This is a genomic window from Saprospiraceae bacterium (assembly GCA_016710235.1).
GTDB lineage: Bacteria > Bacteroidota > Bacteroidia > Chitinophagales > Saprospiraceae > Vicinibacter.
In genome coordinates, this window is record JADJLG010000001.1 from 2,158,784 (window position 1) to 2,184,258 (window position 25,475).

The 25,475-nt window shown below is 36.7% G+C and carries 16 protein-coding genes; 5 read left to right on the forward strand and 11 right to left on the reverse strand.

All coding sequences use genetic code 11. From position 1 onward, the window contains the following. Positions 1–8: 8 nt before the first annotated feature. The 4 genes from IPI99_08595 to IPI99_08610 all read left to right on the forward strand — a co-directional run bounded on the left by IPI99_08595 (position 9) and on the right by IPI99_08610 (position 5,080). Positions 9–1,361: a T9SS type A sorting domain-containing protein gene (locus IPI99_08595; protein ID MBK7340572.1), complete on the forward strand. Its 1,353-nt coding sequence runs from the start codon at positions 9–11 to the stop codon at positions 1,359–1,361. A gap of 321 nt (positions 1,362–1,682) precedes the next feature. After that, positions 1,683–3,083: an arginine decarboxylase gene (locus tag IPI99_08600; GenBank protein ID MBK7340573.1), complete on the forward strand. Its 1,401-nt coding sequence runs from the start codon at positions 1,683–1,685 to the stop codon at positions 3,081–3,083. Positions 3,084–3,213: 130 nt separating this feature from the next. Continuing rightward, positions 3,214–4,080 carry an agmatinase gene (gene speB, locus IPI99_08605; GenBank protein ID MBK7340574.1) on the forward strand — a complete coding sequence of 289 codons (867 nt, stop codon included), beginning with the start codon at positions 3,214–3,216 and terminating at the stop codon, positions 4,078–4,080. Positions 4,081–4,105: 25 nt separating this feature from the next. Next, a complete protein-coding gene (locus tag IPI99_08610; protein ID MBK7340575.1) occupies positions 4,106–5,080 on the forward strand; it encodes a deoxyhypusine synthase family protein in 975 nt (324 codons plus the stop codon). An 8-nt stretch (positions 5,081–5,088) separates the two neighbouring features. Here IPI99_08610 and IPI99_08615 read toward each other — a convergent pair whose 3' ends face one another. The 9 genes from IPI99_08615 to IPI99_08655 all read right to left on the reverse strand — a co-directional run bounded on the left by IPI99_08615 (position 5,089) and on the right by IPI99_08655 (position 23,298). After that, complete coding sequence (locus tag IPI99_08615; protein MBK7340576.1) at positions 5,089–7,173, reverse strand: PQQ-dependent sugar dehydrogenase; 2,085 nt, start codon at positions 7,171–7,173, stop codon at positions 5,089–5,091. Beyond that, complete coding sequence (locus tag IPI99_08620) at positions 7,163–10,987, reverse strand: hypothetical protein (protein MBK7340577.1); 3,825 nt, start codon at positions 10,985–10,987, stop codon at positions 7,163–7,165. Before IPI99_08620 ends, IPI99_08615 begins: the two co-directional genes overlap by 11 nt. A gap of 494 nt (positions 10,988–11,481) precedes the next feature. Next, the gene (locus IPI99_08625) at positions 11,482–14,904 is read right to left on the reverse strand and encodes a T9SS type A sorting domain-containing protein (protein ID MBK7340578.1); all 3,423 of its coding nucleotides are present in this window, start codon (positions 14,902–14,904) and stop codon (positions 11,482–11,484) included. A 209-nt stretch (positions 14,905–15,113) separates the two neighbouring features. Next, a complete protein-coding gene (locus IPI99_08630; protein ID MBK7340579.1) occupies positions 15,114–17,534 on the reverse strand; it encodes a hypothetical protein in 2,421 nt (806 codons plus the stop codon). A 121-nt stretch (positions 17,535–17,655) separates the two neighbouring features. Beyond that, entirely contained in the window at positions 17,656–18,651 is a 996-nt protein-coding gene (gene murB, locus IPI99_08635; protein ID MBK7340580.1) for a UDP-N-acetylmuramate dehydrogenase, read from the reverse strand. A 14-nt stretch (positions 18,652–18,665) separates the two neighbouring features. Next, the gene (locus IPI99_08640; GenBank protein MBK7340581.1) at positions 18,666–19,310 is read right to left on the reverse strand and encodes a hypothetical protein; all 645 of its coding nucleotides are present in this window, start codon (positions 19,308–19,310) and stop codon (positions 18,666–18,668) included. A gap of 58 nt (positions 19,311–19,368) precedes the next feature. After that, positions 19,369–21,144 (reverse strand): ATP-binding cassette domain-containing protein, encoded by a 1,776-nt coding sequence (locus IPI99_08645; GenBank protein MBK7340582.1) that lies wholly within the window; start codon positions 21,142–21,144, stop codon positions 19,369–19,371. Positions 21,145–21,253: 109 nt separating this feature from the next. Continuing rightward, positions 21,254–22,621, reverse strand: a complete 1,368-nt coding sequence (locus IPI99_08650) for a cation:dicarboxylase symporter family transporter (GenBank protein MBK7340583.1) — start codon at positions 22,619–22,621, stop codon at positions 21,254–21,256. A 17-nt stretch (positions 22,622–22,638) separates the two neighbouring features. Next, positions 22,639–23,298: a DedA family protein gene (locus tag IPI99_08655; protein MBK7340584.1), complete on the reverse strand. Its 660-nt coding sequence runs from the start codon at positions 23,296–23,298 to the stop codon at positions 22,639–22,641. Positions 23,299–23,555: 257 nt separating this feature from the next. Between IPI99_08655 and IPI99_08660 the strand changes: the two genes are divergently transcribed. Then, positions 23,556–24,065: a hypothetical protein gene (locus tag IPI99_08660; GenBank protein MBK7340585.1), complete on the forward strand. Its 510-nt coding sequence runs from the start codon at positions 23,556–23,558 to the stop codon at positions 24,063–24,065. A gap of 23 nt (positions 24,066–24,088) precedes the next feature. On the opposite strand, the gene IPI99_08665 is transcribed toward IPI99_08660, so the two are convergent. Both IPI99_08665 and IPI99_08670 read right to left on the reverse strand, forming a co-directional pair. Further along, positions 24,089–24,745, reverse strand: a complete 657-nt coding sequence (locus tag IPI99_08665; GenBank protein MBK7340586.1) for a DUF4159 domain-containing protein — start codon at positions 24,743–24,745, stop codon at positions 24,089–24,091. Next, on the reverse strand, positions 24,735–25,448 hold the full coding sequence (locus IPI99_08670; protein ID MBK7340587.1) for a 16S rRNA (uracil(1498)-N(3))-methyltransferase: 714 nt from the start codon (positions 25,446–25,448) through the stop codon (positions 24,735–24,737). The genes IPI99_08665 and IPI99_08670 overlap by 11 nt, the downstream gene beginning before the upstream one ends. Positions 25,449–25,475: the final 27 nt, after the last annotated feature.

Genomic DNA, 25,475 nt, shown 5'->3' on the forward strand with positions numbered 1-25,475 from the left:
ATTCGATCATGTTTGGAGAGTATACCGGCGAGAGAACAGTGTACTTCAAAGATGAGGCAGGCAACATCGATTCATGTGTTACATTATTCCAGGCTGTGGATGAAGATTCAATCTGTAACAATACATTCAACTTCGCACATGTCAGAGGTTTGATAGAATCTCGCAGAAAATTGTCCATGAGCGAAATACCGGTGCAGTTGATCAGCAATAATACTTTGTCTGCAGAAACGAATGGAAATGGACGCTATTCATTTATGAATATGCCTTTGGGCGGTTCTTATCAGGTGAAACCTCTGTATGATTTCAATCATCTCGATGGAGTCACCACATTTGATATCGTGCAAATCCAAAAGCACATATTAGGAATAAAAGAATTTGATGATCCTCTGAAATATGTAGCAGCTGATGTAAACAATAACAAAAGAGTGACTGGGTCAGATATTTCGGAAATCAGGAAACTGATACTAGGAATTCAATCTTCGTTTACGAATAATACTTCTTGGAGGTTTATTACAAAATCTTATTCGTTCCAGGATCCGTACAATCCATTGGCAGAAAATTTCGAAGAAGCATTTGAAATTCAGAAGCTGAATCGTAATTATTATGCGGATTTTGTGGGCATCAAAATTGGAGATATTGATGATTCAAATCACCAGTTTGGTCTGGCTTCTACTACAACCAGAAGCAAGAATATAGAATCTATTTCTATGATGGATGCAGAGTTGCAGAAGGCAGAGTCATATGTTATTGAAGTTCCATTTGCTTCAATCAGAAACTGGGATGGAGTCCAAATAGCATTGCAGTTTGACAGGGCGGTTTGTAATATAGAAGAGTTGGTATTTGACAATTCAAATTTGATTAAACCTGAAAACGTTAATTTGCTGGATAATGGAGTTGTCGTATTGTCTTGGGCAGATGTTTCCCATCGCTGGACCAAAGAAGATAATGCCTCGTTGAAAGTAAAGATCAAGTTGCAGTCTAATGCAAAATTATCTAATATATTAAGTATATTGAATAATGGATTTTTGTCAGAATGTTATACGGTTTCCGGTGAGAGTAAATCACTACAGTTGGAGTTCAATTCAGATGCATTTAGCGACGACTTGAGATTGTATCAAAACATTCCGAATCCATTCCAACATGCTACAGTAGTACCATTCTTTATCAACTATAATGCGCATATAACGTGTACTGTTACGGATATGAATGGAAAGACAGTCTACGTTGAATCTGGAAATTATGATAAGGGTTATCATGAGATCAATATTCAGAAAAAGCAATTGCCTTCAAGTGGTATTTACTATTACCATCTCCAAACTGATAAAAATAGAGTATTCAGGAGAATGATCTTAATCGATTAAGATTTCTCAGGATTAGAAAAAGTAAAGTGTGTAGTAATCGGTTTCGTTTTGCGCCTTGGTTTGTTAAACCAAGGCGCTTTTTTTTAACAACTGGTGTGGCACCACCTTTGCTGTGAAACCAAGAAATTTTCCTGACCTTAGGGAAGTCTGACTAAGAGTTAAACGCCGAAAATACTAAATAAGTAATAGTAAATCAATATTATATGTATATGTAAGTATTATATATATAATTATCTCTGCTATTAAAGCTCTTATTTATTTTGACAGTGAAACGGAAGAATCTGTTAATTTTACGGCAAAATACATACTTCGCTTACAAAGATGGTAAATCGATATTTTGATCTCATAGACCAAACCTACTACTTTCCGCAAGAAGGTTTTGATTTGGAAAAAGATGAATTGGTATTTAATGGCATACCATTAATGTCATTGATAGAAAAATACGGGACACCATTTAAGATGACATATCTTCCCAGAATTGGTGAACAAATTAAGCGGGCCAGAAATCTTTTCAATAAGTCAATAAAAGCTTCTTCTTACAAAGGAAAATATCATTATTGCTATTGTACAAAATGTTGTCATTTTTCATATGTATTGGAAGAAGTATTGCAACACGATGTGCAGATCGAAACATCTTCTGCTTTTGACATAGATCTGGTACTTAATTTGTACAAAAATGGAAAGCTGAGCAAGGATCATATTATTGTAAATAATGGTTTCAAAACTGAAAATTATCTGGACAATATTGCCCAATTGATCAATTCAGGTTTCAAAAATGTGATCCCTGTATTAGATAATAAGTTTGAAATAGATGCTTTAGAAACAAGGATACAGAAAAAATGTAAAGTTGGTGTAAGAGTTGCAACGGAAGAAGAACCAAGCTTCGAATTTTATACATCTCGACTGGGAATAAGATCTTCGGAGATAGTGCAGTTTTGTAAAGAGAAGTTGAAGAAGAACAAAAAGTTTGAGCTGTATATGCTTCATTTTTTTGTGGATACTGGGATCAAAGATACCGTTTATTATTGGGGAGAACTAAAGCGTGGGATCAAAACTTATATTGAACTCAAAAAACAGTTTCCTTCGCTCAAAGCAATTAATATAGGAGGTGGATTGCCGATCAGAAATTCCTTAGGTTTTGAATTCGATTATAAGTATATGATTCAATCCATCGTTTCTATGTTGAAAGAGGCATGCGAGGAAGACGGTGTAGATGAACCCGATATCTTTACAGAATTTGGAAAATATACTGTGGGTGAAAGTGGTGCTACGATCTTTTCTGTATTGGAACAAAAACAACAGAATGATTCGGAGATATGGTACATGGTTGACAATTCATTGATGAATACACTGCCTGACAGTTGGGGAATTGCCGAACGATTTATCTTACTGCCAATCAATAAATGGTATAATGAATACCGTCGAATCAATATAGGAGGAATCAGTTGTGATAATTCGGATTATTACAATCGGGAGGCCCAAAATCAACAGCTCTTTTTACCTCAGTATGACAGGCAAGATAAAGAACCTTTGTATCTTGGATTTTTTCACACCGGAGCATATCAAGATGCGTTATCAGGATATGGTGGAATCAAGCATTGTCTGATTCCATCACCAAAGCACATTATTGTGGACCGCGACGAGAACGGAAATATCGTGGATTGGGTGTATAGTGAGCAGCAAACTGCAAGAGACATGCTGCATATTCTGGGATATAAATGATTCGAATTCTGATTGAATTATATACTTTAAAAAATTGTTAGACAGTTTTACTTTGGTTCTAATTGAGTAAAACTTGCGGTAATGTAATTTAATTTAAGAATCCAATTTGAAATGATTTAAATATTATAGTATGAAGTGTACTTCGGAAAATTATGCAGGCATCGAAGATCAGTATGCTCGATTTGATAAGGCTGGAGTGGTTTTGACATCCATTCCTTATGATGGTACAAGCACATGGGGCAAAGGTGCAGATAAAGGATTTGGAGCGTTTCGTTTTGCTTCAGAAAATATGGAACTCTACGATATTGAGACCAATAGCGAGCCATATAAAGTTGGAGTATACATGAATAAGCCTCTCAAGGTCAAAAAATTAAGTCCTGAGGAGATGGTAGAAAAAACGTATAAGCATACCTCAGAATTGTTGAAAAGTAAAAAGTTTTTAACATTTTTTGGAGGTGAGCATTCAATTTCAATTGGAGTGTTGAGGGCATATGCTGAAAAGCACAAAAGCATGACTGTATTGCAGTTGGATGCTCATACTGATCTAAGACAAGAGTATAATGGTACTAAATATAATCATGCGTGTGCTGTAGCAGAAGCTCAAAAAAGCTGTAATCTACTTCAAGTTGGGATAAGAAGTATGGATATTTCTGAGAAGAAGTATTTACAAAAAGGAAAAGTATTTTTTGCTCATGAAATCATGTCTAACGATACCTGGATGAATGAGTGTATCAGGAAAATGACCAAAGATGTTTTCATTACTTTGGATTTAGATGTTTTTGATTCATCATTGATGCCTAGTACAGGTACTCCTGAACCGGGCGGAATGCAGTGGTATCAAGTCCTGAAATTTTTAAAACTGGTTTTCACCAAGCGGAATGTCATTGGATTCGATATTGTAGAATTGGCTCCAAATAAACATAACCCTGCTCCAGACTTTTTAGTAGCAAAACTCTACTATAAAATGCTTGCTTACAAATTTTATGCAAAAAAATAAATCTTCATCAAATTAATTTTTATCAATGAATAAGGGTCCTATATCACAGTTTATTACACATCATTATCGACATTTTAATGCAGCAGCATTGGTGGATGCAGCGAAGGGTTACGAACAACATATCATAGAAGGTGGAAAAATGATGGTGACTTTAGCAGGTGCAATGAGTACCGCAGAACTTGGTGTTTCACTTGCAGAGATGATTCGAGCAGGAAAAGTGGATATTATATCTTGTACCGGCGCTAACCTCGAAGAAGATTTGATGAATCTTGTAGCACACAGTCATTACAAAAGGATACCTAATTATCGCGACCTAACTCCCCAGGAAGAATGGAATCTGCTGGAAAAAGGTCTCAATCGCGTGACGGATACATGTATTCCTGAAGAAGAAGCTTTTCGCCGATTGCAAACACACATTTATGATATTTGGAAAAAAGCCGAACAAACAGGAGAGAGATACCTCCCACATGAATACATGTTTCAAATGATCAATAGCGGTGTATTAAAGCAATATTATGAAATTGATCCTAAAAATTCTTGGATGATTGCTGCAGCAGAAAGGAACCTGCCGATCGTAGTAGGTGGCTGGGAAGATTCTACCATGGCCAATATTTTTGCATCTTACGTGATCAAAGGTGAGTTGAAAGCTTCTACGATGAAAAGCGGAATTGAATATATGGTTTTTTTGGCGGATTGGTATAAGAAGAATTCTGGTGGAAAAGGAGTGGGTTTTTTTCAGATAGGAGGAGGTATCGCAGGAGATTTTCCTATTTGTGTTGTACCTATGATGTACCAGGATTTGGAATGGCATGATGTTCCTTTTTGGAGTTATTTTTGTCAAATTAGTGACAGTACAACTTCATATGGTTCTTATTCTGGAGCAGTGCCTAATGAAAAGATTACCTGGGGTAAATTGGATATTCATACACCAAAATACATCGTTGAATCAGATGCTACTATAGTAGCACCATTGATTTTTGCATATGTATTAGGTTGGTAAATTATAGACTATTCTTTTACGATTAGTTTGGAATATTCTTTTCCATTTATTTTAATTTTCAAAACGTATTTGCCTGGAATTAGTGGAGATACATTCATTGTCATCTCATTTAGTTTCAAAGGATATATCGTGATGGATTGTCCTTGGAAATTGTAAACCTGGACAGATTCTATTTTGCAATTGAGATGATGACATTCAATGCGAATGATATCTTTAGCTGGTTGAGGACTGATTACAATCATTTGTTCATTGAATGGGTCCTGGATGGATAATGGATCAAAGAATAAAGGCTTGGAATTTGCACTATTACATCCATTTGTGTCAACCATGAATACACTATAATTTCCCTTTGTTTTACCTACAATGCATGGAGTAGTTGTAGTGTCCAATGGTTTTGTGTCTAGAAACCAATAGTATAAATTACCGACTGCATTTGTACAAATTGTGTCACGTTCAGCACTGAGTATCGGTGTTATAGGTTGAGGATATGTACTTACAAAGATGGAATCCGAAACCAAAGAATAGCAACCTAATGTGTCCAGCCATTGCACTGAATAATATGCAGCATCTTTGACATTATATGTGGAGTCAGATGTTGCAAAATTTAAAGTATTATTTTTATACCAGAAATACAATATCGTTGTATTTGAATTGCAGGACTCTAAATTCAAAGAATCTCCTGAACAAAGCATTTTTGAAATACTATCTTTCAAACATGCTTTTTGCTTAGGTAGAACACCAACAGTTAATGTGTCTCTCCATATGCAATAATTATATTTTAATTCAAATCCGTAATCGCCAGGTGACAACATGTAAATAGTGGGAGTTTTTTGACCATTTTGCCAGAGAATTGTGCTGTTAGTCGGTACATATAATTCGATTTTTCCATCAAGTGATTCTTCACAGGTAGCGTCTTTAGTTTGATAACGAGTTACATAATTGCAAGAATCTAATAATTGATAAATCTTGCCGGCTACAATGGATGCCATAAACAACTCACCATGCTTATCTTCACCAAAGGTCGAAAGCTCCTTGTCTTTGAAATCGTATAGGAGTTCATTTGAAAAACTGCCATTTTCTAACGAATCCAGGCCCCAGATTCTGCCAGAATCATAGTCACCATAAATATACTTTCCTGTTAAATAGGGACATAGTTTTCCTCGATAAACAAATCCTCCGGTAATGGATAATCCAGTAGTGGATGAATGCACATATTCAAAGATTGGTGGTGTATAAACTGTACTACTGTTGCATCCTGTCTGAATAAATGCATGATTTCCTTCATAACATCGCCAGCCATAATTTTTACCTCCTGTACTATTTGCTTTCTCGAGATTAATTTCTTCCCACATTCCCTGACCAACATCTCCGATCCATAAATCATGATTCAATCTATCAAAACTAAATCTCCATGGATTTCTCAATCCATAAGCCCAGATTTCAGGAAGATAATTGGTATCATTAATGAACGGGTTGTCTTGTGGCACTTTGTAGCTACTGGTATCACTCACATCTATTCTCAATATTTTTCCGAGCCTGGTTTTTGTGCTTTGACCATTATTCATTGGGTCATTTGCGCTTCCACCATCACCCATGCCAATGTATAGAAATCCGTCAGGCCCAAATCTCAGACAACCTCCATTGTGATTTGTAAAAGGCTGGGGAATAGACATGATAATTTTTTCGGAAGAAGGAATTGCTTTATTTTTATCCGAGGAACTTACAGAAAATCTTGAAATGGTAGTCTTCCCTTCATTTGATGATTTGTCGGTATAATTGACATAAAAATACCCATTTTGAAGAAAGTTCGGATCAAAAGCCAATCCTAATAATCCTTGCTCACCATTCTTTGAATTGACCCTGTCTACAATATTTAGAAATAGTGAATCTTCTAATTTGTTATTTTCAATAATTTTTATTCTTCCTGCTTTTTCTACAATAAATAGTCTCTCATCACCGCAGTTTGCTATTTCAACAGGTAAAGAAAGACCGCTTACTAGCTCCTTCAAAATTATTTTATTTTGCGCATGGGATATTTGTGCAAAAAGCACTGCTATCAAAAGAAAAATATTTTGGAAAATATTATTGAACATAACGAATTATTTTTTGGTGAGCTGATTTTTTAGAATTTATATTTTCTAGTTTAATGATAAACATTCCATATTCTGGAAGGCTCCCCAATGGAATTTGATTGTTGGCCGAATTAAGTTCTATGATTTGTCGCTCTAATTTCTTCCCTGTAAAATCCCAAATGCTGATTTCATAAGTTCCTGGTTCTGCAGATGTTAGCATCGTCACTGTTTGAAACTGACTGGAAGGATTTGGAATGATTTTAAAAGATGGCCTGTCCAACCATTCATGATTGTCTGTTTGCAATGATACTACAAATTCTAAAACTATCACACAAGCTTTTCCATCCGTAATGGTCAAAGTATATTTTCCTGCTATCAACTGCGAGATGAATGGTGTGGTTTGTCCGGTATTCCATTTGTATTTGAGTGGAGAAACTCCACCTGTCGCCAGAACACTGATGCTGCCATTTCCACTTCCCAGGTCAGGAGAAATGATTGTATCGATGATGTTTATTTTGCGAAAAGCGCTTAGTTCGAGTAAGACAATACTATCACAATTATTGTAATTATTTTTATTTAGAAAAACTTCGTATGACCCAGGCACTTTATAAGTTTTACCTAGATAAAAATATTCACTATCAAAACATGCCGTATCATGGACAATGGCATAGCCGGGTTGTTTGGTTTCTACATAAATACAATCTGTACCTTTACAACCATTGGTAGCGGTAACCGTCACACAATAAAGTCCGCCGCTATCAATGAGTAATGAAGAACTTGTGTCAAAAGTATTCCATATATATTGAGGAAAAGTTTGTGAAATAGTGATGCGTGCTTCTTTTCTGGTACATAGGCTGTCTGGTCCTCTGAGTACTGGAAAAGGAGCAGTGCTGGAATCTATATGAGCACATGCATATGCAACGCATCTGTTTTCATCAACCACTGTGACACAATAATCACCGGGCTGAGCAATAGTAGCATATCTGGTTTTCTCGCCATTGGACCATGAATATTCACTGAAATTTTCGCCGGCATCCAAGGAAGTAGTTTGGCCGGAACAAACGAATTTATATCCTGTAATTTGAGTTTCAATGGAATCTCTGAAAACAATTTGAAGATCGTCCTGAGAGCTACAGAATAAGTTGAAGACTTCTCTTTGTAAAGTATAAGTGCCATACACTTTTGCGAATACTTTTGTAAGGTTCATCAATGCCGAATCAATTATAAGATTATTTCCTCCAGTGAGTATTTTCCAAATTCCTGACGTATAATTTCCAAAAGCGTTGATTTCACCTTCATAACCGCAGAAAATCAAATTTGGTCCAGTTGAAACAATTGGCTTCTGCCTAAATACCACATGAGAGTAATTTGAAATTGATACACATGGGTGTAATAAATTGATCTGTCCTAGATGATTCGGTCGACTAACAACATGTGCGATATAATAAATAGAATCAAATCTATACGCAATAGGATCGTATGCGAAAATTCCCGAAGTAGAATATTTTACCACACTGCCAGGAATATCTGATGTGTCAGAAAAAAGAATATAAGCACTGACATCCCCTGAATCTCTCATCACCTGGGTAGCAGCTCCTGTAGAAAAATTCGATCCTTCACAAATTTGTAAGGTGTCATTGGGAATTATTCCGGCAAATGATCCGCATCCGCAAGATTCAAAGCCCTCTATCGTCAATTGGCAATTTCTTCTGTCAGCTATGACAAAGCGATATCCATTGTTGCAGAGAATAAATTGAGAGTAAAACTCGCCTGTCAATGAGTCAATGTTTCCATTACCTGATATAATTCTGTAAGGTGGATTTCCTCCTTGTATCTCACAAGCAACCATAAATACAGAATCCTTTCCCTCTTTGCTGATATTGAGCTGCTTTGCTTCCATTTTGGAGAATACCTGGAAGAGTATCGACGAAAATAAAGTCGTGTCACAATTGTTTAAAGCTCTTACTTTCAATTGATATATACCTGATGCAAAATTTTTGATTACTATCTGTGAATCTAGCGTTAGAGCGTGGAATGTATCATTGACAAACCACTGATATTTTTCAGCGCCTGGAATGGTTTTAATGGAGAATAAATGAGAAGCACTATCCGGGCAAAATGCCTGATCACCTTGAATTGCAGAAGGTTGTGTTAGTCTGAATACACTATTACCCTCGATTACTTTGATTAAATATTCACAAACACTTCCGGCGCAGCCGTCCAAAGTTATAAAATACCTTTCACCTATTTGAAATCCGTTTCCACCCAAAATAAAAGGATCATTGCTACAATCACTCATGCAGTAGAGTACTTCTCTGTTAGAGTCACATCCTGTAGAAATAGAAGCCTGGAGTCCACTAAATGTATTACCCTCAGTAACAACTGAACTGCAATTGATAGGAAAAATTTCAAATAACATGCTGTCTGCTGTAGCTACAAATGAAATCCACCTGGGATTGTCTAAAAGTAAACTTGAGTCACAAAGGTATCCATGTATGATCGTAGTATCTTTGAGTCCCAAATTACCGCAATAATTGTGTAGTTCGGTTGTGCCGCAAAGACTGGCAGCGGTATGACAGGTGGTACCTGCTATAGGTTTATTACATTTTTCAGGATCAGTAATGATCACCCTGGATTTTGAGATTGGTATTTCAAAACCGGGAATAATTGCATTACTGATTACTCCTGAATAAATACCTTCGTCAGCTTCAGTTACTTGAATTAGTTGGTATTCATTATGATTAGAAATAAAAACGAGAGAAGTGTCTTTGAACCATTTGTAATTATTATCAGGAATACTTGGATCAGTGTAGAGTTTAATATTGTAATTGCTGCCTTGTGGGATATATATCATTTTTTCAATGTAGATGGAATCCTGAGGATCGTACAAGTATAAATACTGCGATGGAAAATTTCTCAAAGGAATCAGGTCCTCAAATGTAAATTTATTATATCTGATATCCAACCCGAATGGAAAAGTGCTTCCCCATGTATTGATTGTACTAAGATCAGGTATTTCTGTAAATTGATTGTGATCTGCTTTTAAACTGATTAATTTACTATTTCTGAGATCAGGGATGCTGCCGCTAAAACCATTGTCGTTTGCCCAAAAATGTCTCAGATTCACTAAAGAAGACATGCTGGAAGGAAGTTCTCCTTTGAAGCGGTTGTTTTGGATATATATTTCTGATAATAAGATCAGTTGGCCGATAGAAGAGGGGAGAGTCCCTTCGAATAAATTATTTGATAAATCTATATATGAAAGTTTTGATAGTCTTGAAATATTACTGTGGATAGTACCATAAAACGAATTTCTGGATAATGCCATTGAGTTTAAATTGGTTAAATTGTAAAAAACTAATGGAATTTCCCCAGTCAATAAATTATGTCTTAGTGATATAGTTCTTAACTTGGATAGATTGCCAATGGTAGATGGTAAGATTCCTGCAAATAAATTGTCGTCCAAGATAAGGTCCTCTAGATTGCTTAAGCTGCCTATAGATGTGGGAATAGTTCCTGAAAGTTTATTATCATTGAAATTGAGATATCGAACATTTGTAAGATTCGATATCTCGTTTGGTAACGGTCCATTTAGGTTATTGCTATTGAGCACAAGAGAGCTTACGCAACCTGTCCCGTCCAGGCTTACTCCGTGCCAATTATTGATGGATGTCTGTAAATTCCATTTGATGACCCAATTGGTTCCCTGAGTCTCAGTATAGAGTTTTACAAGGGTTAGTGAGTCTTGAAATCTGTTTGATTGTGGAGAAATAGCTAGAATACCTGTATTGCAAATTAAAAAAAATAAAAAAAATAACCCAATTCCTTTTTTCATATGTTTCGTATTGACGATTGAATTCATACCAGTTACAAAATATTAAACAAAAAGCATTTACTACATGAAACACTTTTATATTTTAATCAGATTAATTGAGGTCGATGAGAGAAGCGTGGCTATGAATAAATTTGCATAGTGTCAGCTGGTAAAACCTCTTTGTAAAATGTATTGAGCTGAGAGCCGTGCAGCCGGATTTGGTTAGTCATGGGCAATAAAAATAGGCTTTCCGGCTGAAATTTTCAAAAATATTTTATATGAACCGTAATAATATGTGTAAGTTATTCAGTCATTTTACTTTATACATTTAAACCCATTAAAAACAGCCAATGCTTGTTTGGTTGAATAATTGAATGGTATAGTTCATTTGACTTTTCTTCATTTATTTCAAAAATAGATCTGAGCCAAGTTGGAATAGATTTGCCTTACTCTACTCTAACATTCTATTGGTCTGAAACCGGTAAAAAGTACCGGATTTTATATTTTAGTCTATATTATTCGACGATCAATTTTTTTATATATTCCTGAGCGCCTGATTTTATTTTTAACAGATAAAGACCTGGTCTCAGATTTTCTAATGAAATCGTTTCATTGAAGTCAGAATTTTGGTTGGATACTTTTTTATGAAAAACCAAATTTCCAGTAGCATTCAATAATTCAATACTGGCTTGATTTAATTTGTTACTACTTATTTTCAAATCTACGTAAGCATGTGCTGGATTGGGAGAAACGCTCAGCAAAAGCGGAATTTCTATGTCAGAGGCATCAGTTGTTTTTCGTATGACAAAGTCAAATTGGAACCCTTTTCCAAAGTCAGCTTTGAAGGATTGGATGGTTGCTAATGCAGTATTAATTCTTTTCTTGAATGCTACACTACCGTTGCCCAAATTGGGATAAAACCAAAATGACAATCCATCATCCGAGGCATCAATGACTTCAAGAGTATAGCATCCATCCGGAAGCATTAAATTTTCTTGGGTAGTTGTAACAGCAGGTAGATTGTTTTTCTCAATAATTACTTGACCATTCATATCCTTGATTCTAAAACTATTGTCTCTGGCAACATTATTTGTTCTCAATTCAAAAACAGGATCAAAGTCAAAAATCCTAACAAATTTAAATTTACTTAGCGCCAGATTATTGCGAGGATTATCGTCTTCTTTCTGATTTACTTTATCAATTTTAACCGTAAATAAGGAATCCGTTGACTTTGACCAGATTTCCATATTTTGGATTGGAAGTTCAATATTTTTTATTTCTAATGGTTTGATATTTCCAGAATAGCTGTATGTATAAGTTGTACCGGAGTTTGTATAATAACTGAAATCTATAGTTGAAATATCAGTTGCTCCAAAATTCTTGATTTGTACCATGGGTTTACTGCAACTTGGATTAAATCGTTCGAATTCCACTCTTTCAGAATTAGGTCTTACAATAGATTCAATACCTGCATCAAGTGAATATGCTGATGGCCCGTAACTGACGAGTTGAGAAGAAATCAGATATTTGGCTGCATCTAAATTGGCTCCGTTCAGTCCATAGTCTATTTTGATAGCAGTTCCCGGATCACCCAAGTGACCGATTTGGAATTCATGAACGTCAGATGCTGCTCCTGGGCACCATCCTGCTCGATCAAATATCCATGTACCACCTTGCGGATAAATGGGGTTATCGGCACATTCTTTCCAAACTGTAAAATCAAATTTTTGGCTTGATTTGGAACCTATCACATTAAAAAAGTGTGATCTGCTCGTGAATTCACCATTTTGTTCATGCCCTGTTATAGTAGATCTGATTTTAAAAGAATTTGCCCTATTGTCAAGGACCAAATTCCTTTGTTCCATTACCTTGCTAGATATGATATCCGGAAACCATGCGAGTTGAAAAGCATATATGTTTTGAATTTCTTTTACTTCTCTTGCCGGTTTGCCTTTGATAAACTGAAATTTTATATCAAGTTCTTCCTGATTTTCTCCCCCGTTTTCAATACTTAGGCGTTTAGAATTTCTGAGAATTGGCGCATAATCACTGACATCAAATACAAAGGTTTTACCTTCTTTGCCTAGGTCGAGATTATTGCCATATGGTGTTACAAGAGAAAGTAATTCAAATTTTGCAGGTGAAAATCTTTGATATCGAATATCTTTTTGCGTGAAAATCCCATCATAGTTTGTTGTCTTAAAATCGACGATCATTCCTGATTCATCTTTTACTAAAAGATCACCCCCAGGATAAACGATATATCTGTTTACAATTTTTGGTGCACCTTTTTCAATCTCAAATTCAGTGACAGGTATTTTCATCATTGGAATCTCTTCCACTGCATTGATATCTTCCACTTTATATCCTATAAGAGTGCCTTGTACAAATGTCGTAACCGGAAGCTCTGAAATACTACTATAACCTGAAATTCGGTTTCGACCTGTTTCTTTATACCAGTTGATAAAATCTGAATTTTGAATGGTTGCAGGATTTGGAGCCACATCTGTTATAGTCTGATTTGAATTTTGGTTCATGGGATAATAATAGAGTAGGGAATTATAATATGGATGATTTGTATTGCCGGGATCAAGAATCCAATCTTGGATTGTGCTGGAATCAATTTCCTTATTCCAAATACTCAGGTGGCTGACTCTGCCATAATATGAAAGCTGATTATCTATATTAGATAATAAATTCATTCTGTCTACCGAGATGGGTTTTGTTTTCCCGGTTCCGGTATGCCACAGCGAACCATTTTTATAAATATTCATGATTCCGGTGCGCGCATTTTTTGTAAAAGTCCAATTTGTCCATTGACCACTGAATTCTGATGATGAAGATGCTTTTTCAATTCTGTCATAGGATCCACCTGAATACCCACAATCCCAATAAATTGAACTGTTACTCCATGGTAAGTGAATATTGATCTGACGATTATTTTGCTTGTCCACAGCTTCGAGAAAACTCGTATTGACAGGTAGGGTATTCCGATCTCCATTCGCCCAGAACGATATGCTTATCTCGTCAGCTACTGAGCTCATTTTTTGAGGAGGAAGATTCAGTCCAAACATTCCTGTTTGCGCTACACTCCATGTATCTTCTATGGATCCAATAGCTAGATTTTGAGCGTTAAATGCCTCTATTTCTGGAGTAGAGTTGTTTTTATTGAGGTTAAAACTTAACTCCAGTTGAATATTTGAAACTCCATCCCAATTAAATTCTTTATGGAAAATTAGAGTATTACTACCAGCAATGAAATCTGTATTTTTGAAGTACACCTCAGTAGCAGAATTAAAATCTGCATTTGTCGGGTCAAGCTCATCATCATTTGTATTTTTCAAATTTATTTTTAAAAATGATAATGTTCCGGGTTTGCTTGCATTCCATTTAAGTGCCAGCATTTTACCAGGTTTCAATCCTCCATTGATAAGATCTACAGCTTTAAATAAATAGAAATATCGACCATCTTTATCCTTAAAACTGATATCAGAATTTTTTATACCAATTGTCGCGTTGATAGCATTGGACAACGATGAGTAACTTGCATTTTTTTGGACATATTGAGCGCAATTATATGTAGCCGAGTTGGAGTAATAAAAATCAGATTCTGTATAATTGGGAATAATATATTTTTTTTGGTTAGCAAGCACTGAGTCAAATCTTGTTGTATCTGTGATGAAGGTGTTGCAGCTGTAATCCCACTCCCTACACCCAATACTACCTACTCCTACTGCAGCGTCATGGCATCGCATATTGTAGATCAAATTAATTCTCTCAATTTCTGAAGTTGGAATATCCGGAAAAGAGAACCAGGCATTCCTAGACACAGAATCCCAGGTAAATGTTTGAACTGTAATTGTATCTTGGGCATTCAATTTGAATCCTAAAGAAATAGAGAATACAGTATAAATAATAGCAAATAAATAACGAACCATGGCAATAGAATATGATAATGAATGAATACCCATACCGAATTGGGTGTGGGTATTGTAAAGATAGATTAAAACTTTATAACTGCAAAAAGTATTTCATTGATTATATTAAAAAATATTACCGAAAACCGAGCTTTAGTTGAAAGGATTGATGGAACTATTCTTCACTACTCGATTTGATTTGTAACGATTCTTAAGAGGAGGAGTAGTCATTATCTATTGGCAATCAACAGCCTTATCGTGGATATTTCATTGCTACTGTTTATCAAAGTGACATAATACAAGCCGGGAGTCAGCCTTTCTGTATCTCTGATTAAAGCCGATAATCCCACAATCTCCCGATATTGTCCGGTTGAAAGTGTAAGTTTTGCATAAACGGGTATTTTATCTTCATCAAGACGTAGCAGAAAATTTTTAAACTCAACCGAGTTGAGGCACTGATTTTGTTTCAGAAATATAGGTATTGGAGAGTCATTGGATCCTGTATTTTTTGCCAATATTGTAAACTTTTTGATACATCCAATACTGTCATAGACCTCTATGGAATATGATCCTTCTTGAGCTACAGTTATCGAGTTAGTAGTTTCACCTGTTTCCCATTTAAATTGCAATGAACCTATTCCTCCTGAAAAATAGGGATGTATCAGAAATCTATTGTCTGGCTGTGGGAGAATACCGGTAGAATCCAGTTTAATTTCTGGTGGTATCCGCAAATGCAATCGGATCACACTGTCGCATCCAGATTTAGTCGTCAGTTTGAAATCATATAAGCCACTATCCGTTAGAAAGAAATTTGCAATAAAAAATGAGTCTCCTGAACACAGGAAATCACTACGATCAATCTTATATGACTCTTTTTCGTTGATAGTGATACATTCAGTATCTGCACAACCGGCAAGGGTTCTGACCGTGAGACAGTATTCACCCGGCTTCTGCACAAAAATTCTTGCGCTTGTATCCTGAGTATTCCAAAAGTAACTATTTGCAATTTGTGAAGATTCAAGTTGAATACTATCACCGCTACAGAAGCTGTTGGCACCTTTAATACCTGCAACTGGCTTCGGATATTCAGCTACAAACCAACAATTACTGCCTATGCAACCTAATTGATCAGTCACTTCGACGCAGTAATTTCCGCCTTGTGTAATGATAGTATAACTCGATGTATCACCGGTACTCCATTTATAATTTTTGTAAGTTTTTCCTGTTTCAATGAGATATGATTGATCAGGACAAATTTTATTTACACCAAATATTTCTGGTTTATAATATTTTCCATCAGTTTTGAGAAATACAGAGTCGACAAAATTGCAGGTTGAATTATAAATTACCTCATATCTGATCCAGCGACTTTTACCAAATTTAAATACTGGGTTCAAAGTATTTTGATTGCCTTCATCCCAATTAATTTTCAATTGTGGTAAAAATGTATCCAATTCTGATGAGAAAATTGGTTCCACAAAGATGAAATCATGACTACAAGAATAAATTGTATCTCCAATTGCATCAGCGATTTCATCATGAAGGAAAAGGGGTTCTGTTTTTTCAATCTGATTGCAATGGTGAATATCCTGAATCACACGATAGTTGATGGTATCAGAGTTTGTTTTATTGGAGCATAGCAAATTGTATAATGATATCGTATCAGGGGATTTAAATATTTCAATTCGCTGTTGGTAAAGAGTAGTACAATATTGATTAGAGTCAGAAAAAGATTTAGAATACAGTCTAGTACCTGAAGTATTGATCGTGTCACCAAACCATACAAAAGGCAAGTTTTCAAAACAAATGGCAGTATCATTCAGCACAGTTCTTTGTTGAGAACGCACAAAATATTTTTTGCAGATCTGCTTGTAGAAACACGCTTCAGTTTGACTTTCTTCTCCTGACCATACATCAAGGCATACATTTATTACGCCTGTGTCTTTTAAGCTGAAATTGACCTTGGACGTTTTGGATATGAGCTTATTCTGGATATTCCATTTTTGATTCAAATGGCAAGATTCGTAATTCGTTATATAAGAGAAAATCACCTCCTCTCCTTGGCACAATGTATCACTCTGGTGAGAACTTACAATTTCAAAACTATCCGGATATATTGGTTTGTGAATATCCTTGGCTATTAAGTCAAATCGACAATAATCTGCATTACAACCATCTACTGCCAAATAATACGTTTTGCATGGATACAAGCCGGTGATTTGGATATTGTGAGAGCCTTCTGAAAGACAGATGGTTCTGCAGTAGAAAGCCTCTTTTGCCTGATCCCCTTCGTAAATTGCAAATTGTATACCTTGTCCGCTACTGCAATGCGAAACATTCAAAGTGAAGTCTATATTATTTTGGTGTGGGATAAACCTCCACCACCATGCGTTCTCAACCTTTCCACCTTGAGGGCAAAGAAAATGAAGGCCGGCATTGTCCTCATTTGGGTTTGTCGTACACTTGAGCTGATTTAACATATCTAAATCGCAAAAAATGAATGCTTCTACAGGATTTGAATTTCCCGGAATGTTGCATTGAGAATATCCAATTTCTATTTGACTCAAAAATACCAATATCGCGAGGATAACTTTTACCGAAACCTCCCTATAATATTTAATTGCTTGGTATCTTAAATCATTCAATTTCATATTCAGTCTATTAAATACACTCTCTCATCGATATAAAATATGCTTTTAGTCTTTTGCAATTCGTGTTCCAATTTTGAAATATGCAACAATTCATTTTAACAAGCTAATTTTTCGTGTTCATTCATGGCCAAATATTAACTTCTGGTTGCAATGTGATTCCGTATTTCTCCATGATATCAGTCTGAATGTCTCTGGCAAGATTCAAAATATCCGATCCACTGGCTTTGCCATAGTTCACTAGTACAAGAGCTTGATTATAATGACACCCTACATCTCCTCTGCGGTATCCTTTCCATCCTGATTTTTCAATTAGCCAAGCTGCGGGCACTTTTACATTTCCATCTGCTTGTGGATAGTAAGGCATGTCGTGGTGCCGGATGAGGTTGAATTCTTCTAAACTAAGTACAGGATTTTTGAAGAAACTCCCCGCATTGCCCAGATTTTTTGGATCAGGTAGTTTTGATTGCCTGATTTTGATGACTGTTTTTGAAATATCTATTGGTGTGGGATTTGTGATTCCTTGCTTCAATAATTCCTCTTTAATGCTTCCGTACTCACTGCGGATCAATGTTGGATTTTTACTTAATTTTAAGTTGATGGAAGTAATGAATACTTTAGACTTCAATTCATTTTTAAAAATACTATCCCTATATCCGAATTTACATTCTGTTTTTGTAAAGGTTTGTGTTTTACCTTCTTCAAAATCGACTACCTCGACTGAATCTACAACATCTTTGAGTTCTACGCCATAGGCACCAATATTTTGAATGGGTGCAGCACCACAGCTTCCTGGTATCAGACTTAGATTCTCTATTCCATAAAATCCTTTGGACAGCGACCACTCAACAAATTGATGCCAGTTTTCACCTGAAAATACTTTGATGAATGCACTTTCATCTTTTTCTTCTAGCAGCTGTATACCTTTTAATGTATTGTGTAGAATATCTTGTTCGACATCTTGGGTAAAAAGTATATTACTACCACCTCCTAATACTAATGGAGTATTTTTCAATGTCGGTACAATTTCTTTGAGCTGGGCGATTGATTTGATTTCAATGAGATTTTGGCAATGTGCTTCAATGCCAAAAGTGTTTAGATTTTTTAGAGAAAATCGCAATGTAAAAAATTTAATTAAATGGATCTGGGTTCGATAATAGTTGCCTGTTTTTGATTTTTAGGACCTGACAAATCCAGGAAAAAATAAAAACCTGTATTGACGCTGGTCGCCTGCAATTTACCAAACCCCACTCTTACAAAGTAACTCGTTTGAAAGCCTCTTACACCGCCCCCAATTGCAATCTCACCGATATAAGTTGGAAAAATCTTTCTTTCAAGATCTTTATAATCTTCGGTAAGGTAAAATAATTCAGTTTTTTGGTATTGAATTCCACCACCTAAGCTCCAACCTACCAATTTCGTTTTTGAAAATCCACTTACTGCGCCAAAATTCATTTTTAACAATAGTGGAAAAGCAACTGCTCCCAATCCTTTAAAGTGGTTGACATCCAAAGCAAAAAATTGTAGATCTGCACCTGCTTCCGCAGAAATTGAAAAATTATCTTTACCCACTAAAAGTCTTGTTCCGATAGGAACTGAAGAAAGAGCGCTGCCTGAGCTCAATCCGGCTTCACATTCTCTTGCTGACGACCTGGGATTTTTGTACCAGCAATACAGGTCGAAACCAGTGTAAAACTGTGTTTTAAACTTGAGCTGTGCATGAATTGAGCCAGTCCCCAGGCACAGTAAAGCAATCAAAATTTTCAGATACCTAAGCATTTCTTATTGTTTGGTCTGCAATTTACATTGCTTTTTGTGTCTCTACAAAAATAAAAGACTACTCCTGATGTTCCAACTGAAGCTGTACCAGATTTTTATACACTCCTGAATGTTCATTCAACAGTTCTTCATGAGTGCCGGACTCTACAATTTTTCCTTCTTTGAGAACATAAATGCAGTTCGCAGCTCGGATAGTAGAAAGTCTGTGAGCTATGATGATAGATGTCCTGCCATGCATGAGTTTATCAAGTGCATCTTGCACGATCCTTTCAGACTCCGCATCCAAAGCAGAAGTTGCTTCATCCAGAATCAAAATAGCCGGATCTTTGAGGATAGCACGTGCGATGGCGATTCTTTGTTTTTGACCTCCGGACAGCTTAATACCTCTTTCACCAACAATGGTGTTTAGGCCTTCAGGAAAAGCTTCAATGAACTCCATACTATTGCTCTTTACAGCAGCTGAGACCAGCTCTGCTTCAGTAGCATCAGGTTTGCCATATAGTATATTCTCCCTTATAGTTCCACCAAAAAGAATAATCTCTTGGGGTACGATAGCAAAATTTTTTCGGAATGCCTTCAGATCGTAATCGTATATATCTTTATGATCTATTTCAATTTGTCCCTGAGAAACGGGATAAAATCGCAGGAGTAATTGTATCAAAGTCGATTTCCCCGCACCACTTTGACCCACCAATGCAATCCGTTGTCCTTTTTTGACATGAAAACTGATGTTACTCAACACAGTAATCTCAGGCCTGGAAGGATATCGGAAACTCACATTTTGTAATGAAATGTCTCCTTGCATTCTTTTAGCAACATTATCATTGCTTTGAACGGGGTCAATTTCTTCATCCAAATCCAGGATGTCCTGGATTCTCTCTGTTGCACCTATAGACCCTGCAAGCGTTGAATACAAGTTTCCCAACCCAGCAATTGCGCCTCCAATTATGCCGGTATAAATGATAAATGAAAATAGATCACCTGCTTTCATTTCTCCTGCTTGGACTAACATGGCACCACGCCATAGGATGAAGAATAAACCTCCAAATAGTACGGTAATAATGAAGATGAAAAACACACCCCTCATTCGGGCATAGTGCAGCGAGATTTGTACCATTTTTTGGATAGAATCCTGAAATCTGGAATACTCAAAATGCTCATTTCCAAAAGCTTTTACTGTATGAAATGACTGAAGACTTTCCTCAACGATGATGTTTGTGTCTGCTAGACTGTCCTGCCGATTTTTGGATAATTTTCTGATAAATCTTCCGAAGAAGACTGAGGCAACGACCACTATCGGGAATGTCAACAGCATGATTAAGGATAATTTAGGTGCCATCCATCCAATGATGACCAGACCTGATATCAGAACTACGATCTGTCGAATCAATTCGGCAAGCGTAATTGAAAATGCCGACTGCAGCTGTTCAATGTCAGCAGTAAGCCTACTTGTCAATTCACCTATTCTGTGATTCTCATAAAAAGAAATATTTTGGCCAATGATTTTAGCAAACAATGCTTTACGCACATCGGCAATCCCTTTTTCACTTACCTGAGCAAAAAAAACAGTCCGCAAATAAGATAATGCACCCTGAACAATCAATATCGCCAGAAATATCCAGCCGAAATTTTCCACTGGAATGTTCCAATGACCTTTTCCAATAGCAGCATTGGCCATTTCACCTGCAGCTCCTGGAAAAATCATAAACATCGAACTGGAAATCACCAAACAGATCATCCCCAGAATGAAAGAAGTCCCATATGGTTTTATATATCGAAAAATCCGATAGGATTTGAGCAAACTCGCTCTACTGATTTTAGGTCTTTGTGACATAAAAAAAACATAAACGATTTGAAGAAGCTCATTGTTCTGCGGAGTTGAGATATTCCTGGAAAAGGATCTATAAGCTTAAGAAATTGGAAACTAACTGTGCATTATTGAATCAATCTTCTCGCATCTCATCAACCTCATTTTCCCACTTTCCTACAATCACAGTGGCAAGACAATTCCCCAGTGTGTTGACCGCTGTTCTGGCCATATCCATTAAAGCATCTATGCCTAGTATAGCAGCAATCGGCCAATCCGGCAATCCAAAGCTGGATGCCATCCCGGCAAGAATTACCAAAGAGGCTCGTGCAACCCCTGCGACACCTTTGGAAGTCAACATGAGTGTGAGCATCATCGTAATTTGCTGGCCGATGCTGAGCTGGATACCTGCTGCCTGAGCCACAAAAATCGAAGCCATTGAAAGATACAAAGTAGTTCCATCCAGGTTAAAGCTTAAACCTGTAGGAAGTACAAAAGATACTACCTCCCTGGAGACCCCATATTTTTCCATATTTTCCAAGGCAATAGGCAGTGCTGCTTCAGAACTCGCCGTTCCAAAAGCTATGCTCAACGGTTCGCTCACATATCGCAGAAACCTTCTTATCCGGACTCCAGAAAACCAAGCCAAAGGCAAAAAAACACCGAATACAAGTACCAATAAACCAAGATACAATGTGCCAAGCAATTGAAGGAGATTAGCTAATACTCCAAGACCCATGTTTGAAACTGTATATGCCAATGCTCCGCCTACTGCAAAGGGGGAGAAGTACATGACCAGATTTGTGAAGCTGAACATGGTATGCGATAGCGAATCTGCAAAGTCAAGTATGGGTTTCCTTTTAGCCCCTTTTATAAGTAATAGTGAAACAGCGAAAAGAATACAGAAGACTACAATTTGCAAGATTTGTCCCTCACTGATTGACTTGATGAAGTTTTCTGGAAAAGTGTGAAGCACAATGTCTTTCCATCCCATGGCTTTTGCAATTTCGGGCAATTTTTCATCCGAATGAAAAGCAGGAATGCCGATTCCGGCTTTAGAGTAATTGATTGCTACAAGTCCAATGATCAGTGCAGTGGTAGTCACAATTTCAAAATATACAAGGGACTTCCAACCCAATCTTCCCACTTGCCTGAGATTGGAGTGACCAGCGATTCCAACTACCAGAGTGCCAAATAGCAGTGGCGCAATGATCGTCTTGATCATTTTGATGAATATTTTACTCAAAATATTCAACTCTTTTCCTAATAATGGGAAGTCGTAACCTATACAAATACCCAATATCATGCTTACAAAAATCCAAGTAGTCAACTGTTTTCTGAACAAAGCATAGGTACACATAAGCAAGACAGTGGACCATCGCACCAAAAAAAGTGCGTCATGTGGAATGTGAATCCATTCGATTGCCTGAAAAAGATGGAGTATTATTGCAATTGAGAGCAGGCCAAAAAGCAGTTTTAAATTGTTCAAAATCAAGTACTTCATATGGCCAATTGCTTGTTTTATTCTTCTGTGTCCGATTTCTTGTTCATACTCAATAAGCCCGTAATCAGACCAGCAAATAATGGTATCATGCTCAGTAATAAGATGATGAGAACAATAATGGAAAAATGTTCCTTTACGAAAGGTATATTGCCAAAAAGATATCCAACCATTACGATCGGAATCACCCAGACCAAAGCCCCAATTATATTATAGAAAGTAAATTTTCCGACTTCCATATTTCCAACCCCGGCAATGAAGGGCACAAATGTTCTTATGAAGGGAAGAAATCTACCAATGATCAAAGCTTTTCCTCCATGCTTTTCATAAAATTGATGAGTTTTGTCAATATGCTGCTTTCTGATCCATTTGAAATTTTGAGAGTAAACTCTGGGCCCAATATATTTTCCAATCATATAATTTACCTGGTTACCCAAAATCGCTCCTGCAATACAGACCAAAATCAGGATCCACACATTCATGTTCCCACTAGCCGCCAAGGCACCCGCTGCAAACAATAGTGAATCTCCAGGCAAAAATGGAGCGATGACCAGACCCGTTTCTGCGAAAAGTATCAGGAAAAGTATAATGTAAATGAAAATGCCATAATTCGCGACTAATTCCACAAGGTGATCATCAATGTGAAGTATAAAATCAATCAATTGTTGAATCCAATCCATCTGTGATTTGATATAAATGAGTTAGCGAAGGTAGTCGATAAGGACAAATATACTGTCCTATATCTTAATTTATACGGAGAATTCTAAGTAGCTACCCAGAGAAGCGCACCCATGTATCATTTGGCATTTTTTTTAATATGTTTCTATTTGATAACAAATTAAAAATAAATATAATTTATAAAATATTAATAATTAGGCAAATAAGATATTAAAATTGATAATTATACACTATGTTTGTTCACCCAATTATCGAATCCATGGAACGCGAATTTAATCCGCTTGCTCTATTGAGACAACACAATCTGTCTGAGCGTACAAAAGACAAAATTTTATCTATCTCTATAGCTGTATTCGGCGCAATAGGTTCTTATTTCCTATTGGACAAGTATATCGAATTGAGAACCAAAGATTTGAATCGTTCACCGGCAGTAGTTTTTCAGGAAGGAGCCCATACACCGTCGGCAAGGCCGTTTGCGGAAGGGATGGATGCTTCAATGGGTTCGCAATTGTTGATCGAAGGGGAAGCAGTGGTCAATCATCCCCTCAAAGTAAGTTTTATCAATTACAGACCTGATGAAATGTTTCTTCTTGATTTTGGGAATGGAGTCAGGAAACAAATGACCTCAACCCATATGATCATACAATACAATCAGGCTGGAATTTATATCGTACAGTGTTTCAAAAAAGACAATACCAAGAGTTGGCGTAGGATAGCAACTCAAACCCTCACGATTCAGAACAACGGCCAAGAATTAAGTGAATTATAGATCAGCAATACCAGACCAATAAATTAATTGCTGAATACGTACCTGATTAGATTTGCTCCCATCTTTAATGCTTGAATTCTTACTTCTTCTGGATCTTTGTGCACTTCTTTATCTTCCCATCCATCGCCGAGGTCACATTCATATGAATAAAAACAAACCAGTCTACCTTTCCACAAAAGTCCAAATCCTTGAGGCGCTTTATCATTGTGCTTATGAATCTTGGGTAACCCGCGGTTAAAGCTAAATTTTTGTTGGTAAACTGGATGAGAAAATGGGAGTTCGACAAAATCGAGCTCTGGAAATACTTTTTTCATAGCTGGCCTCACAAAAGGATCCATCCCATAATTGTCATCTATGTGTAAAAAGCCTCCGGCCTCCAGGTAAGTTCTTAAGTTTTTGGCTTCAAGATCTGAAAATACTACATTTCCATGTCCCGTCATGTGAATAAAAGGATAGTTGAAGATTTCAGCACTTCCTACCTCTACTGTAGCATAATCAGGATCAAATTTCGTTTTTAGCTCTTGGTTGCAATATTTGCTCAGATTGGTTAAGCTCGTAGGATTGGCATACCAATCTCCTCCGCCATTGTACTTCAGCAGAGCTAGTTTCAAAGAAGGAGGAACCGCAGCTGAAACAGTACCCACCACAGCGAATAAAAGAAACCAATTTTTAATCTTCATTTTCCAACTCACTTTTCATGGCAAATATATGACAAGCTGCAATAGCGGCTGTTTCAGATCTTAATCTTCTTTGTCCTAAACTCACTGCTTGAAAACCGTTGTGGAGCATGAGTTCGATTTCCTTTGAACTGAAGTCACCTTCCGGCCCAATGCATATCAACGCATCCTTACCGGACTGAACCACATCCCATAGTGACGTTTTAATTTCTTCCTGACAATGAGCTACAAATTTCTGAGCAATGGGTTGACTGGCAATCAATTGCTGGATTGTTTGAATTTCAGCAATGATGGGTTTTTTGGTACGTAGGTTTTGTTTACAGGCAGCTGTGATGATTTTACCAAGCCTAACCAAATTAAGGTTTGATTTCATACTTCTCTCACTTTTCAAGGGAATGACTATATCGACACCAAATTCAGTCATTTTTTCCACCATCCATTCCATGCGTTCCCGATCCTGAAGCATCCCAAAAGCGACTATGCTCAGATTAGTCAACCGTTCTTCACGAAATACTTTGGTGATTCGGCACTTTACTAATGTCGATGAGAGATCGACTATTGTGGCTTGCCATATTTTACCTTGAAATTCTGTTACAAGGATTTCGTCATATAACCTATGCCTCAATACGCGTACGCAGTGATGTGACTCCTCTTCATTTAAATGGAATACTTCACTATCGATTTGATTTCCTAAAAATAAATCCATTTATAACACATTTGGTAAATTGGATGG

Coding starts and splice junctions, on each gene's coding strand:
- IPI99_08670 (MBK7340587.1), bottom strand. CDS start 25,448: ATGGATTTATTTTTAGGAAATCAAATCGATAGTGAAGTATTCCATTTA.
- IPI99_08650 (MBK7340583.1), bottom strand. CDS start 22,621: ATGAAGTACTTGATTTTGAACAATTTAAAACTGCTTTTTGGCCTGCTC.
- IPI99_08640 (MBK7340581.1), bottom strand. CDS start 19,310: ATGCTTAGGTATCTGAAAATTTTGATTGCTTTACTGTGCCTGGGGACT.
- IPI99_08655 (MBK7340584.1), bottom strand. CDS start 23,298: ATGGATTGGATTCAACAATTGATTGATTTTATACTTCACATTGATGAT.
- IPI99_08615 (MBK7340576.1), bottom strand. CDS start 7,173: ATGTTCAATAATATTTTCCAAAATATTTTTCTTTTGATAGCAGTGCTT.
- IPI99_08625 (MBK7340578.1), bottom strand. CDS start 14,904: ATGGTTCGTTATTTATTTGCTATTATTTATACTGTATTCTCTATTTCT.
- IPI99_08610 (MBK7340575.1), top strand. CDS start 4,106: ATGAATAAGGGTCCTATATCACAGTTTATTACACATCATTATCGACAT.
- speB (MBK7340574.1), top strand. CDS start 3,214: ATGAAGTGTACTTCGGAAAATTATGCAGGCATCGAAGATCAGTATGCT.
- IPI99_08660 (MBK7340585.1), top strand. CDS start 23,556: ATGGAACGCGAATTTAATCCGCTTGCTCTATTGAGACAACACAATCTG.
- IPI99_08665 (MBK7340586.1), bottom strand. CDS start 24,745: ATGAAGATTAAAAATTGGTTTCTTTTATTCGCTGTGGTGGGTACTGTT.
- IPI99_08595 (MBK7340572.1), top strand. CDS start 9: ATGTTTGGAGAGTATACCGGCGAGAGAACAGTGTACTTCAAAGATGAG.
- IPI99_08645 (MBK7340582.1), bottom strand. CDS start 21,144: ATGTCACAAAGACCTAAAATCAGTAGAGCGAGTTTGCTCAAATCCTAT.
- IPI99_08620 (MBK7340577.1), bottom strand. CDS start 10,987: ATGAAAAAAGGAATTGGGTTATTTTTTTTATTTTTTTTAATTTGCAAT.
- IPI99_08600 (MBK7340573.1), top strand. CDS start 1,683: ATGGTAAATCGATATTTTGATCTCATAGACCAAACCTACTACTTTCCG.
- IPI99_08630 (MBK7340579.1), bottom strand. CDS start 17,534: ATGAAATTGAATGATTTAAGATACCAAGCAATTAAATATTATAGGGAG.